Source organism: Brevibacterium oceani (genome assembly GCF_017948325.1).
In the GTDB taxonomy this organism is placed as follows: Bacteria; Actinomycetota; Actinomycetes; order Actinomycetales; family Brevibacteriaceae; genus Brevibacterium; species Brevibacterium oceani.
Genome location: NZ_CP072846.1, coordinates 3,189,307 through 3,202,928, shown reverse-complemented (window position 1 = coordinate 3,202,928; position 13,622 = coordinate 3,189,307). Strand labels below are relative to the sequence as shown.

Annotated in this window: 11 protein-coding genes; all 11 read left to right on the top strand. The window is 63.7% G+C overall.

What is annotated here, in order from left to right; all coding sequences use genetic code 11:
- Positions 1–180 precede the first annotated feature (180 nt).
- The 11 genes from J9314_RS14205 to J9314_RS14155 all read left to right on the top strand — a co-directional run bounded on the left by J9314_RS14205 (position 181) and on the right by J9314_RS14155 (position 13,544).
- Positions 181–987: a DUF4190 domain-containing protein gene (locus J9314_RS14205; RefSeq protein ID WP_210603009.1), complete on the top strand. Its 807-nt coding sequence runs from the start codon at positions 181–183 to the stop codon at positions 985–987.
- 262 nt (positions 988–1,249) lie between these two features.
- On the top strand, positions 1,250–1,717 hold the full coding sequence (locus J9314_RS14200) for a DUF4190 domain-containing protein (RefSeq protein WP_210603008.1): 468 nt from the start codon (positions 1,250–1,252) through the stop codon (positions 1,715–1,717).
- A 145-nt stretch (positions 1,718–1,862) separates the two neighbouring features.
- Positions 1,863–2,294: a DUF4190 domain-containing protein gene (locus J9314_RS14195; RefSeq protein WP_210603007.1), complete on the top strand. Its 432-nt coding sequence runs from the start codon at positions 1,863–1,865 to the stop codon at positions 2,292–2,294.
- Positions 2,291–3,160: a 16S rRNA (cytidine(1402)-2'-O)-methyltransferase gene (gene rsmI / locus J9314_RS14190; protein ID WP_210603006.1), complete on the top strand. Its 870-nt coding sequence runs from the start codon at positions 2,291–2,293 to the stop codon at positions 3,158–3,160. The genes J9314_RS14195 and rsmI overlap by 4 nt, the downstream gene beginning before the upstream one ends.
- Positions 3,161–3,427: 267 nt before the next feature.
- On the top strand, positions 3,428–4,567 hold the full coding sequence (locus J9314_RS14185; RefSeq protein WP_210603005.1) for a PDDEXK family nuclease: 1,140 nt from the start codon (positions 3,428–3,430) through the stop codon (positions 4,565–4,567).
- Between the two features lie 192 nt (positions 4,568–4,759).
- Positions 4,760–6,475 carry a methionine--tRNA ligase gene (gene metG, locus J9314_RS14180; RefSeq protein WP_210603004.1) on the top strand — a complete coding sequence of 572 codons (1,716 nt, stop codon included), beginning with the start codon at positions 4,760–4,762 and terminating at the stop codon, positions 6,473–6,475.
- Entirely contained in the window at positions 6,475–7,452 is a 978-nt protein-coding gene (locus tag J9314_RS14175) for a TatD family hydrolase (protein WP_210603003.1), read from the top strand. The genes metG and J9314_RS14175 overlap by 1 nt, the downstream gene beginning before the upstream one ends.
- Positions 7,453–7,748: 296 nt before the next feature.
- On the top strand, positions 7,749–8,945 hold the full coding sequence (locus J9314_RS14170) for a resuscitation-promoting factor (RefSeq protein WP_210603002.1): 1,197 nt from the start codon (positions 7,749–7,751) through the stop codon (positions 8,943–8,945).
- A gap of 798 nt (positions 8,946–9,743) precedes the next feature.
- Complete coding sequence (gene groES, locus J9314_RS14165; protein ID WP_166973277.1) at positions 9,744–10,037, top strand: co-chaperone GroES; 294 nt, start codon at positions 9,744–9,746, stop codon at positions 10,035–10,037.
- A 36-nt stretch (positions 10,038–10,073) separates the two neighbouring features.
- On the top strand, positions 10,074–11,666 hold the full coding sequence (groL, locus tag J9314_RS14160; RefSeq protein ID WP_210603001.1) for a chaperonin GroEL: 1,593 nt from the start codon (positions 10,074–10,076) through the stop codon (positions 11,664–11,666).
- Positions 11,667–11,975: 309 nt separating this feature from the next.
- Positions 11,976–13,544: a polysaccharide pyruvyl transferase family protein gene (locus tag J9314_RS14155; RefSeq protein WP_210603000.1), complete on the top strand. Its 1,569-nt coding sequence runs from the start codon at positions 11,976–11,978 to the stop codon at positions 13,542–13,544.
- Positions 13,545–13,622 lie beyond the last annotated feature (78 nt).

Sequence of the window (13,622 nt, the reverse complement as noted above, 5' to 3'; positions counted from 1 at the left end):
CGGTCGGACTCTCATGCGACCCGCAGGGAGTAGTCGGGTGGAAAGTGCTCGGGGAAGTCGAGTCGGCGGGAACATGGAAGATGAGGTTCGGCACGGACAGCGGTATCGGCGAGCATTCGTCGGCGCGGACCACTAGGGTAGTGGAAGACAGCCAGAGTCCGAGCCAGAACGGTGAAGCACGTGTCTAACAACCCCGATTACCGACCGAACCCGCCTCAGGTCGGCTCGCAGCAATTCAACAACTACGGGTCCCAGCCGCAGAACGGTTCGGGACAGTACTCGCAGGGCCAGGCTTATGGGCAGGATCAGCAGTACTCGCAAGGCCAGCAGTACGGCCAGAGTCAGTCGTACGGTCAGAGTCAGCCATATGGGCAGGGCGGCTACAGCCAGTCCGACCCGTATAGCCAGCAGAATGGCTACGGTCAGGGAGGCTACAGCCAGCCCGGTGGCTACAGCCAGTCCGACCCGTACAGCCAACAGGGTGCCTACAGCCAACCAGGTGCCTATGGTTCGTACAGTCAGCCGGGTGCTTACAGCCAACAGGGTGCCTACAGCCAACCAGGTGCCTATGGTTCGTACAGTCAGCCGGGTGCTTACAGCCAACAGGGTGCCTACAGCCAGCCGATGACTTATGGTGCGCAGCCGATGATCGTCCGGCCCGTGGCGAACAAGATGGCCGTGTGGTCGATGTGGATGGGCATCGGCGGCATCGGCGGAGGGTTCGTCTGCGGCGTGCTCTCGCTGATTCCGTTCATCGGATACCTGTTCAGCTTCATCGCGATGTTCCTGTGGATCGCACCCGTGCTCGCCATCATCTTCGGACACATCGGCCTGAGCCAGATCAAGCGCACCGGTGAAGAAGGGCGCGGTCAGGGGCTGGCCGGACTGATCATCGGCTATGTCAGCATCGGTCTCGGACTCCTGAGCATGCTCATTGTGATCGGTATCTTCGGGATCGGCTTCCTGGCCATGATGGGCGGCTCCTGAACCGTCGGGACTGACTCGCCGGCTGAGCGGCCTCAATTGACTCACCACTCTCCACGCACGGCAACCCTGTGCGTCGGGACAGTTCGCGACAATCGATGAGCCGCCTCGGCGAGGTCGGATTCCGGCCCTGCAATCCCTGGTGCAGGACTGCAACACGATTCGGAGTCCGGGTGCGTCGGACCTCGATAGCGTAGGTGTCAGACAAGGGGAACCGTGGAATCCGGGCCCCACGACCGGCCAGAGCCATCGGAGAGCAACTGACATGTACACGCGCCAACTGCCCATCGGCAGCACCTACACCGGATCGAACCGATCGTCGGCGATGAACGGTTCGGTGTCGGCCGCCTCGGCGCCGCAAGCTGTGCCGGCTGAAGCTGCGGTGGTTCCGGCCTCGGTGCACACACCTGTCACCTACGGCAATGCGGCTCCGGTCGTCATCTACCAGCAGGTCGCGCCGACGAACTCCGCGGCGATCGTGTCGCTGGTGCTCACGCTCATCTCGTTCACCTCATCGATCTTCCTCTTCGGCATCGTCGGGATCATCTTCGGTCACGTCGCCCGTTCACAGATCAAGAAGCGCGGTGAACGTGGCAATGGAATGGCAGTGGCCGGACTGTGGCTGGGCTACCTCAGCGTTCTCTTCTGGATCGGCTTCTGGCTCGTCTACTTCGGCATCATCGCCCTGGTCATCGGCGTCGGCATCGCCGCAGGAGGTGGCACTGTCAGCTGACGATTCGCGGGGTCGGGGACCGAGCCGCCGTGCTGTCCTGACGAGCCTTGATCGCTCCGCAACTGTGACAGACCTGTAACCGCCCCACCTTTTGCCGGAATCGACGACTCTGTACCGTTGAAGGCAGACACAAGGAGACTTCACCATGAGCAGCCAGAACAACTGGAACAATCCGGACATGTACTACCAGCAGCCGCAGTCGAATGCGGGCAGCGGCTACGGGGCACAGTCCTACGGCTCGAATGGGGCATACGCTGCCAACACGCAGTATGCCGGCGGCCCGGGCTACGTCTACCAGCCGCTGCCGCCGACGAACACGCTCTCCGTCGTCGCGCTCGTCTGCTCCGTCGCCGGATTCATGATGTTTCCGATCATCGGCGGCATCGCTGGGGTGATCATGGGCCACATCTCCAAGAAGCAGATCAGCGTCAGCGGTGAACGTGGCGAAGGCATGGCGGTCGGCGCACTGTGGGTCGGGTATGTCGGCACCGCACTGTGGGTCCTCGGCTTCCTGGCCATCATCTTCCTCTATCTCGGCATGTTCGCCCTCATCCTCGGCACAGCCGGAGCCTCGTGACGCAGCCGAGTGATTCAGAGTCGCCCGGTCCCGACCCCACCGGCGGACGACTCATCCTGGTCGGGACTCCGATCGGCAACCTCGGCGATGCGAGCCCGCGGATGCGGCATGCCATCGAAACCGCCGATGTCATCGCCGCCGAGGACACGCGGCGGTTCCTCTCCCTGGCGCAGCGGCTCAACCTCACCCACACGAACCGCGTCGTCAGCGTCTTCGACCACAACGAAGGGCATCGCGCGCCCGAGCTCGTCGACCTCATCGCCGCAGGTGAGACCGTGGTTCTGCTCTCCGATGCGGGAATGCCCGCCGTCTCCGACCCCGGCTATCGCGTGGTCAGGGCCTGCGCCGAGGCGGGGCTGGCCATCTCGTCGACCCCGGGCCCGTCCGCGGTGCTCATGGCCTTGGCGGTCTCAGGACTGCCGAGCGATCGCTTCAGCTTCGAAGGGTTCCTGCCCCGGAAGTCCGGACAGCGAAAGTCTCTGCTCGAGGAACTCAAGGCCGAGAAGCGGACGATGGTCTTCTTCGAAAGCCCCCACCGCATCGTCGATGCGATGGACGACTTCGCCGAGGTGATCGGCGACGACCGGCCCATGAGCATCAGTCGCGAACTCACGAAGACTTACGAGGAGACCCTGCGCGGGACGGTCGGATCCCTGCGGGAACTCGCCGCCGAAGGGCTGCGAGGGGAACTGACCCTGGTGCTCGCCGGCGCCGCCGAGGTCGAAACGGCTCCGGAGGACCACCTCGGCGAGGTCAGTGCTCTGGTCGATGCCGGGGTGCGCGCGAAGGAAGCCGCCGGACAGGTGGCGAAGAGATTCGGGCTGTCGAAACGAGACGTCTACGAGGCCTGGCTCCACCGGGAGTGAGGGCCGTGCTGGTGCTTTGCCATCCCCGGGGCCACCTACCTCATTTCTCGCCGCCTAATCGCGGACTCGACTTCGGCGTACTCAGGTGTGGACAGCAATCGGCACAACTCAGGCTGAGCAGCCCAGTTCGGAACTTGGGCTACTCAGCCTCAGGTGAGTCGGAAAAGTGACCGACCCATACTCTGGGGCCACATGCTGCGACCACTTGCTGCGATCACTTGCGCTGTGACCACTGTGGACAGGGCCACCACTTGCACACCTATCGCTGTGGACCGAATCGGCGAATCCACAGGCGATTCTTCTGCCCTTGTCGCGCCAGGGCACGGCAGTGACGATGCCGACATGAAGAGCAATGTTGTGTACTTCCAGGATCTGCGAATTGCAGGGGCGACCAACTCGGACATCAGCAATGCGTTGAAATGCTGCCTGATGAAACTGTCGCGCGGCGTCTATTCGGTCATCCGCAGATGTGAGACTCGCGCCCACCGTCGGTTCCAGGATTTCGCCGATGACATCGCCTGGTTGAACTATCACGAGACAGGGCGCCACCAAGATCGTGAGCAGGCACGGTCGTACCAGGACCACCTCAAGATCTTACGGATACGTCACTACCCGCACTATCGGCCCGGCGACATCGTGTGCGGCATATCAGCCGCTCGACTGCATAAGTTAGGGATGTTCAACGAGCCGGAACAAGCGGTGTCGGTGTTCCATCCGGTCTCGAGTACGTCCTCTTCCGAACTCATCAGGCGGCGCAGGCCGATCTCGGACGACGATGTCTGCCTGGTCGATGGGCTTCGAGTGACCTCGGCGGCACGAACCGCATTGGACTTGAGGGCAGAGCTCGGCGCGGGAGCCTGCTTCGCCGCAATGGAACAGACACTTCGTCGGCACATGGTCGGCGACGACGAAGACGAAATCTTCAGAATCGGGTATGCGCCGTTTCTCATGGATGACGTGCCAGAGGCCGTCGAGGAAGTGTTCAGCTCACCGATTTCACGATTGTCCAGGGGGCGGAAAATCGCTTCGGCTCTCGCGACGTACGTATCGCCGCTGTCGGAAAGCTATGCGGAGAGCCGTGCTTCTCTCAGCCTGCATCTGCTGGGACTGCACGAGTTCATCCAGCAAGTCGAGATCCGCGATGGCGGTCGGCTGCTGACACGACTCGATTTCCTGTTCCGGGAGGACAGAGTCGCGATCTATGTGGACGGGACGCAGAAATACGTCGACGGCGGATTCGACGTGATGAACAAGGAGAGCCGTCAGCACAACCGGCTGTTGGCGATGGGTTACAAGGTCGTGCGATTCAAGTTCAATGAGGTACTCGAGGCGAAGAAGTTCGGCCAGAAGCTCTTCCAACAAGTGCCTGAGCTGAAGAGCCGGTGTCGCGAGCGGCTGATTCTGTGACTCCGCTTGTCGCGCTCGCTTGGTTCAGGACGCGATCGCCTGGTTCAGCACAACTTAGGCTGGGCAGCCCAGTTCCGAACCTGGGCTACTCAGCGCACACTGTGCCGGAAGCCTCGGGACCTCGCGCACACCACCGCACTCCCGCGGACCCGTGCACGCCCGCAACGCCGCGTCCCTTAGACTGAGTGACCTATGGGTTACTACTTGACGACAGCGATTGCCTACCCCAATGGGGCCATTCACATCGGGCATGCCTATGAGTACATTGCGGCCGACACGATCGCCCGGTTCAAGCGACTGGACAATCACGAGGTCTTCTTCGCCACCGGCACCGACGAGCACGGGCTGAAGATGCTGCAGGCCGCGAACAAGCTCGGCATCACACCCAAGGAACTCGCCGACGACAACGCGAAGAACTTCCGCGACACCCAGCTCGCCCTCGGTTCGACCTTCGACCGGTTCATCCGCACCACCGACGAAGACCACTACGAGGCGTCGAAGGCCATCTGGCGCAGGCTCGAAGAGGCCGGCGACATCTACCTCGACACCTACGCCGGCTGGTACTCCGTGCGCGACGAGGCCTACTACACAGAAGACGAAACCGAGGTCGTCGACGGTGTGCGCCTGTCCAAGGAGACCCGCACCGAGGTGACCTGGACCGAAGAGGAGTCCTACTTCTTCCGCCTGTCGAAGTACCAGGACAAGCTGCTCGAGCTGTACAAGACCCATCCCGAGTTCATCGGCCCCGATTCCCGCCGCAACGAGATTGCCTCCTTCGTCGCCTCCGGCCTCAAGGACCTCTCGGTCTCCCGCACCACCTTCGACTGGGGCGTGCCCGTCCCCGGCAACGAGAAGCACGTGATGTACGTGTGGATCGACGCTCTGACGAACTACCTCACCGCCGCCGGTTACCCCGATGACCAGGAACGTCTGAACAAATGGTGGCCCGCCGACGTCCACATCATCGGCAAGGACATCATCCGCTTCCACAGCGTCTACTGGCCCGCGTTCCTCATGAGCGCCGGCATCGAGCTGCCGAAGCGCGTCCACGCCCACGGCTTCCTCTTCAATTCCGGAGAGAAGATGTCGAAGTCCGTCGGCAACGTCGTCGACCCGCTCGACCTCGTCGACGCCTTCGGCCTGGACACGCTGCGCTTCTTCCTCTTCCGCGAGTTCTCCTACGGTCAGGACGGGTCCTACACGAAGGACTCGATCATCACCCGGAAGAACTCGGATCTGGCTAACGAGTACGGCAACCTCGCCCAGCGCTCCCTGTCGATGATCGCGAAGAACTGCGACGCGCAGGTGCCGCAGCCCGGCGTTCTCACCGAGGCGGACGAGGCCCTGCTCGCGCTCGCCCGGGCCGTACCCGACACCGCCCGCCGGCACGTCGACACCCAGGCCCTCCACCTCTACGTCGAGGCCTGCTGGAAGGTGCTGACCGAGGCCAACCGCTACTTCTCCGCACAGGAGCCGTGGAAGCTGAAGAAGACCGATCCGGACCGCATGGCCACCGTGCTGTGGGTGACGATCGAGGTCGTGCGCATCATCTCGATCCTCATCCAGCCCGTTATGCCCGATTCGGCCGGCAAGATCCTCGACCTCCTCGGTGTCCCCGAAGGTGCCGGCGAGGCCGGAGCGAAGGTCCTGCCGACTGCGGCCGAATCCGGGTCCGGTGCCGAGGCGATGGAGACCGTGACCGCAGGTGCGGGCATCGGTGTCGCCGCTGGTGCGGCGTATGCCTCGGCCGGCCTGGCACCGAATGTCGCCGAGGCGGCCGCCGGTGGGATCGCCGCCGCCGAGGTGGATCCCCGGTCCTTCGCCGCAGTCGAGTTCCCGCTCGAGCCGGGCACCCCGCTGCCGAAGCCCGAGCCCGTTTTCCCGAAGTTCGTGGAGGAGTCCGAGTAATGGCCTCGCGCGCCGCCGGAACCTATCCACCGGTGCCCGAACCGCTCGCCCACCCCGTCGTCGACACCCACACTCACCTCGACATCTGCACCGGTGTGCGGCTGCCGCTGGGGGCCGGTGAACCCGAACCCGAGGTAACCCCGAACGAGGACGAGGAGTTCCCCTCGCTCGACTTCTTCCACGACACCGCCGCCGAGGCGGGAGTCCGTCGCATCATCCAGATCGGCTGCGACCTCCCGGCAGCACGGTGGACGACCGAGCTTGTTGCCGCCCAGTACGCAGGTACCGCCGAGGCGGCCCGAGTCACCGACTCTGCCACCGTTCCCGCGCCGCCGGCCGACGGCCGGACATGGATGCTCGGGGGAGCGGCACTCCATCCGAACGAGGCGCCGCGGCTGGCCGAGCGCGGTCTGCTCGACGATGCTCTCACCGAGATCGAGACGCTCGTGGCCTCGCACGACCGCATGCGTGTGGTGGGGGAGACCGGCCTCGATTACTTCCGCACCGGAGAAGAGGGAGTGGCCGAACAGCACCGCTCCTTCCGCGCCCACATCGAGATCGCCAAGCGCACCGGACGTGCCCTGCAGATCCACGACCGCGAAGCACATGCCGATGTGCTGCGCATCCTCAAAGAGGAAGGCGCTCCCGAGGTCACGATCTTCCACTGCTTCTCCGGTGACGAAGCGATGGCTCGCGAGTGCGCAGCCGCAGGCTATTACATGTCCTTCGCCGGAAACCTCACGTTCAAGAACGCCGACGAACTGCGCCGTGCCGCGGCCGCCGCTCCGCTCGAGCTTCTGCTCACCGAGACCGACGCCCCGTTCCTCACCCCGCACCCGCACCGAGGGAAGCCCGGCGGGCCGTACCTCACCGCGATCACCGCGCGGAAGCTCGCCGAAGTGCGCGACATGAGCGAAGCGGATCTCTGCGCGGCCGTATGGGCCAACGCCGAGAGAGCCATCGGCAGCTGGGACTGAGAACCCAGGCGGTTGGGACGGGAGCTCGCGACGTGTTTCGTCACTGGGGGCGAAGGCGTGTGCGGAAGCGCCGTGCGCTGCTCAAGCCAGCCCCTGATCTGTGAGCAGGATAACGGAATGCAGGGCCGCCTCGGCGAGGGTTTGTCACGGACCTGAGAGCCCCGGAATCACAGGGAATTCCAGGTCAGGCGGGCTCTCAGCAAACTCTCACCGTTACATTTCCGTGATATTTTGCGAGCGGTGTAACGAATCGGTTACAGTGGTCAGGTCGATAAACTCTGCTCAGGGATATTTTTGTGATTGATTTTCTGAAGAACCGCAAGGTTCAGATCGCTGCTCAGGCGGTCGTGATCACCGGACTCGTCGGTGGCACGGGTGCCGTCGTGACGATGAACAAGCCTGTGACCTTGGACGTCAACGGTCAGGCCGAGGAGATTCGCACCTTCGGCGGAACCGTCGGTGACATCCTCGACAGCCATGACGTCGACGTCGACAAGCGCGACCAGGTCAAGCCCGGCGTCGGCACGAAGGTCGACCGGGACATGACGATCACGGTCAATACCGCGAAGAAGGTCTCGCTGTCGGTCGACGGTAAGAAGTCGAGCGAATGGACCAACGCGAACACCGTGGGTCAGGCACTCGCCGACCTCGGCGTCGACGCGAAGGGCGCCGACCTCAACGCCGATGCCAAGCAGCGGCTGAAGGAAGACGACAACGACATCGACGTGACCACGTCGAAGGATCTCACCGTCGTCGCCGACGGCAAGGACCACAAGGTCTCGGCTGCCGTGGGCACCGCGAAGGAAGCGCTGAAGGAATCGGGCGTCGAGCTCAAGAAGGACGACTTCCTGTCCGTGCCGATGTCCGCCGAACTCTCCGACGGACAGGTGCTCACAGTCAACCGCGTCGAGAACAAGACCGTCAAGGACAAGCAGGCCATCAAGGCCAAGGTCGAGACCAAGAAGTCCGACTCCCTCTACCAGGGTGAGACCAAGGTCGAGTCCGAGGGTAAGGACGGCGAGAAGCAGGTCGTCTACAAGGTCAAGACCATCAACGGTGAAGAGGTGAAGAAGGAGAAGAAGGACGAGAAGGTCCTCTCCGAGCCCAAGACCAAGGTCGTCATCCAGGGAACCAAGAAGAAGGAGACCCCGGCCGACACCGGCGGCTCCGACTCCGGTGGCTCCGACTCCGGCGATTCCGGTGACTCGAGCACCGGCGGCTCCGGCTCGGGCGGCGGCTCCATGAGCACCGCTGAGATCAAGGCGATGCTCGGTGGACCCGGCTCCAAGTGGTACTCGGTCGTCGAGTGCGAGTCGAACTTCGACCCCAAGGCCTCGAACGGCACCCACTTCGGTCTGTTCCAGTTCCTGCCCCAGACCTGGCACTCCATGGGAGGCAGCGGCAACCCGTCTGATGCCAGCCCGCAGGAGCAGTTCCAGCGTGCGAAGAAGCTCCAGGCCGAAGCCGGCTGGGGACAGTGGCAGTGCGCCTGATCTGAAACACTGGTCTGGGAACGCCCACAGACCGTCGGCCGCTGTTGACAACAGATATCGACAACTGAGCTGAGGTGGCCGACGCAGCGCGGGCCCCGGGAGAGATCCCGGGGCCCGCGCCTTTTGGCAAATGGATGCCTGCCTTGCTGTCAGGCTGTGCTTACTAGTCCCGGCCTGCCTACTAGTGCCGGCCTTGCTTACTACTCCCGGCCTTGCTTGCTGCTGCCAGCTTTGCTTACCGCTGCAGGCCCATGGGATGGTTGACCCAGGCTTTTGTGGGCCGGCTGCTCCGGGTGCAGCCCTCGCACCGTCCGCCGAGCAGCTCCCAGCTGCGGAATTGACCGCGGCGCCCCCGGAGATGCGTGGCGGCCCGGCGAGTTCCGGACGTTTCGTGCGGGAACCGAGTGCCGAATCCCGCACGAGACGTCCGGAACTCGGCAGGTGAGGCCGGATCGCGCCCGGGAACTCGGGAGTGGAAGTTCGGCCCGCACCGAAACTCGAAAGCTGGGGCCTGACCGCGCCGCACGAACGGACGCCGCCCCTCCTTGCCACTCGGGCGTCGGCCCATCCGCCCTTGTAGGCTCAATCTGAACTTTCGCCCAGAGCATGACGAATTGTTGGCACTCAAGTTGACCGAGTGCTAAGAGCGTTCTAGAGTCGAATTAGCACTAGCACTCAGTGAGTGCCAGTTTCATGAGACGGTCGAATCGCTCGGCACCCGCGACGACGAGAGGTTCATGGCAGCAGCCGCCGTCTGACTCAATGAAGAATGAACCCAGCGAAGGGAGAGGGCCCGATATGTCGGTCTCCATCAAGCCACTCGAAGATCGGATTGTCATCCGTCAGGTCGAAGCAGAGCAGACTACCGCCAGTGGTCTGGTCATTCCCGAAACCGCCAAGGAAAAGCCTCAGGAAGGCGAAGTTGTCGCAGTGGGCCCGGGTCGCGTTGCCGACAACGGAAACCGCGTGCCGGTCGACGTCGCCATCGGCGATAAGGTCATCTACTCCAAGTACGGAGGAACCGAAGTCAAGTACGCCGGCGAAGAGTTCCTCGTGCTCTCGGCTCGCGACGTGCTCGCCGTCATCGGCTGAATCCCCTGAACAACTAACCCACAGACAGGAGGACGAATGCCTAAGACACTGGAATTCAACGACGAAGCTCGTCGTGCGCTCGAAAAGGGCGTCAACACCCTGGCCGACACCGTCAAGGTGACGCTGGGACCCAAGGGCCGCAACGTCGTGCTCGACAAGAAGTGGGGCGCTCCCACGATCACGAACGACGGTGTGACCATCGCCCGTGAGGTCGAGGTCGACGACCCGTACGAGAACCTCGGCGCTCAGCTGGCCAAGGAAGTCGCCACCAAGACCAACGACATCGCCGGTGACGGAACCACGACTGCGACGGTGCTCGCTCAGGCCTTCGTCAACGAAGGACTGCGCAACGTCGCCGCAGGTGCCGCACCCGGTGCCCTCAAGCGCGGTATCGAGACCGCCGTCGAGGCAGTCTCCGGACAGCTCGGCACCATCGCCCGCGACGTCGCCGACTCCTCGGAGATCGCGCACGTCGCCGGTCTGTCCGCCCAGTCCGAAGAGATCGGCAAGCTCATCGCCGATGCCTTCGACAAGGTCGGCAAGGACGGCGTCATCACCATCGACGAGTCGCAGGCCGCGTCCGTCGAACTCGAAGTCACCGAGGGTATGCAGTTCGACAAGGGCTACCTCTCGCCGCACTTCGTGACCGATGCCGATCGTCAGGAGGCTGTGCTCTCCGACGCTCTCATCCTCATCAACCAGGGCAAGATCTCCAACATCCAGGAGCTCCTGCCTGTCCTGGAGAAGGTGCAGCAGGCCGGCAAGCCGCTGTTCATCATCGCCGAGGACATCGAGGGCGAGGCACTGTCGACGCTGGTCGTCAACAAGCTGCGCGGCATCATCAACGTCGCCGCCGTCAAGGCTCCCGGCTTCGGTGACCGCCGCAAGGCCATCCTCGAGGACCTCGCCGTCCTCACCGGTGGCCAGGTCGTCACCCCGGACATGGGCATGAAGCTCGACCAGATCACTCTGGAGGAGCTCGGCAACGCCCGTACCATCACCGTCACCAAGGACAACACCACGATCATCGATGGTGCAGGTTCGGACGAGGGTGTGGCCGGTCGTGTCGCTCAGATCCGCGCCGAGGTCGAGAACACCGACTCCGACTGGGACCGCGAGAAGCTGCAGGAGCGCTTGGCCAAGCTCTCCGGCGGTGTCGCCGTCATCAAGGTCGGCGCCGCCACCGAGGTGGAGCTCAAGGAGCGCAAGCACCGCGTCGAAGACGCCGTGTCCGCAACTCGTGCAGCCATCGAAGAGGGCATCGTCGCCGGCGGCGGATCGGCTCTGATCCACGCCGCGAAGGTTCTCGAAGGCAACGACCTCGGGCTGTCCGGGGACGCCGCGACGGGTGCCGACATCGTCAAGCGCGGTGTCGTCCAGCCGCTGCGGTGGATCGCCGAGAACGCCGGCCAGGACGGATACGTCGTCGTCGCCAAGGTCCAGGACCTCGAGTCCGGCCAGGGCTACAACGCCGCAATCAATGAATACGGCGACCTCATCGGCGCCGGCATCATCGACCCCGTCAAGGTCACCCGTTCGGCTCTGCGCAACGCCGCTTCGATCGCCGCCCTGGTTCTCACCACCGAGACCCTGGTCGTCGAGAAGAAGGAAGACGAGGACGAGGACTGAGCATCACCCTCGATCCGCGTCAGCTCTGACTGACCCCGGTGGCTCGGAACATCACGTTCCGGGCCACCGGCGCATTCACCCCGCACCGAGGTGGCGCTGTCCCGGACGCGTGAGATGGCGCCACACTCTGCGCTGGGCAGCCCAGTTTCCGAACTGGGCTGCCCAGCGCAGAGTGTGGCGAACCCGAGTCGCGGCCGCCCGAGGGGCTGTTCACTCGGGCGTCGTGCGCGGTTCACCTTCTGGCGACGTCTCCCCAATAAGTTGTCGCGGAGGCCCAACGCACGGGCGATACGCGGACTCTAGGGAGACATGAAACGTATTACGATGATCGGCGATGTCGGTTGGAGCCGGTTCTACCACCTCGGCGACGAGGCCATGACCGAACTCGCCATCGATGCGCTGCGCGATCGCACCGACATCGAGATCACCCTCATCGCCGGTGAACCGGAATACGCGGGACGGATGTACGGCGTCGATGCCATCCCGCGTATCGGCTTCAAACGCGATAGGAAGCCGAACATCGCACGGATGAAGAAGGTGCTCGCCCACGTCGAGGGCGAAAGCGCGGGGAGTACATTGGCCCCAGACGATCCTGCCGTCAGAATCATCGAAGCGGTCCGGAACTCCGACGCCGTGCTCGTCGCCGGAGGTGGGAACCTCAATTCGATGTTCGCTCACCACATCTACGAACGGGCGACCCTGGCAAAGATCGCACGCGCCCTCGGCAAACCGTACGCGCTGACAAGCCAGACGCTGGGACCGCTGATCTACGAGGAAGATCGGGGACTCGTCCATGATCTTCTTGCAGAAGCGCAGTTCATCGGCACACGTGAAAGCTATACCACCGACATCGCCGAAGAACTCAGCTCTGGTGAGGCGACGGTCCGTCGACAGGTGGACGACGCGTTTTCTCTCACAGCCAGTGACGACGACCGGGCAGCCGTGTCCGACCTGGCTGCCGAGCCCTTCATCCTGGCGAGCTTCGCCGAGAAGGCTTCCACCCCGATGATCAGCGACACCGATTACCACGCAAGACTGGCCGAACTGACCCGGCGTGTGGCGGATGACACCGGTCTGAGAGTGCTGCTTGTGCCGCACGGAGGAGCTCTCCCGCCTGCCGATCAGACGCGAGACCAGCTCACCGACATCACGATCGCCGAAGCGAGCGGAAACGACAATGTGGTGCCCACCCGCATGCTCACCGCCCGACAGCTCGTGGCCCTGACCGAGCAGGCGGCTGCGGTCATCGGCACCCGATACCACGCAGCGATCTTCGCGGGTGCAGCCGCCGTGCCGTTCATCTCGCTCGCTCCGAATCTCTACTCCTCGATACGCATGCGCGGTGCCGCAGAGAACGTCGGCATGGAGAACTATGTCCTTCCCCTCGATTCCGTCGACGACATCGTGGCGACCGCCGTGGGCGTCATCAGCGACAGGGACTCCCTTGCCGCGGCGCTGCGCGGACAGTCCACGAGGCGGCGGGAAGAGCACCAGGAATGGTGGAACTTCCTTGTCGCCAAGACCCTCGGTGAGACAGCGTCCACTGCCGAGGCTCCAGGCTTCTTCCACGCTGCTGAGATTCCGAATCCGTACGTCGCCGATATCGACGTTGTTCGTGAGAGACTCAATGCTGTTCAGGACTACGGGCTGGTCATGGCATTGAAGGATCGGAAGCTGGCGCAGGCCAAAGCCGAAGTCACTGACGCGAAGGCAGAGCTCAAGCGCCTGCAGTCAGAGCTCGATCGAGCCCGCCAGAGCCGCGAGCAGACAGAGTCCGAACCGGCAGTCCGGGCCGCGCGGCGTGTGGAGGATACCGGACGCAGGGCAGCGGCCCTCGCGCGCAAATCCTACAGACACTTGGCTTCTCTGCGGAGATAGCACTGATTCCGAGTCACGCGCATGCAGGCGGCTCTCAACTACTGATCAGTCAGTTTTCATGTTCCCGGCCGCCGATGA

What these genes read in the sequence shown, in the direction of transcription:
- J9314_RS14200 (WP_210603008.1), top strand. Translation starts at nt 1,250, where the DNA reads ATGTACACGCGCCAACTGCCCATCGGCAGCACCTACACCGGATCGAAC.
- J9314_RS14195 (WP_210603007.1), top strand. Translation starts at nt 1,863, where the DNA reads ATGAGCAGCCAGAACAACTGGAACAATCCGGACATGTACTACCAGCAG.
- metG (WP_210603004.1), top strand. Translation starts at nt 4,760, where the DNA reads ATGGGTTACTACTTGACGACAGCGATTGCCTACCCCAATGGGGCCATT.
- J9314_RS14175 (WP_210603003.1), top strand. Translation starts at nt 6,475, where the DNA reads ATGGCCTCGCGCGCCGCCGGAACCTATCCACCGGTGCCCGAACCGCTC.
- groES (WP_166973277.1), top strand. Translation starts at nt 9,744, where the DNA reads ATGTCGGTCTCCATCAAGCCACTCGAAGATCGGATTGTCATCCGTCAG.
- groL (WP_210603001.1), top strand. Translation starts at nt 10,074, where the DNA reads ATGCCTAAGACACTGGAATTCAACGACGAAGCTCGTCGTGCGCTCGAA.
- J9314_RS14155 (WP_210603000.1), top strand. Translation starts at nt 11,976, where the DNA reads ATGAAACGTATTACGATGATCGGCGATGTCGGTTGGAGCCGGTTCTAC.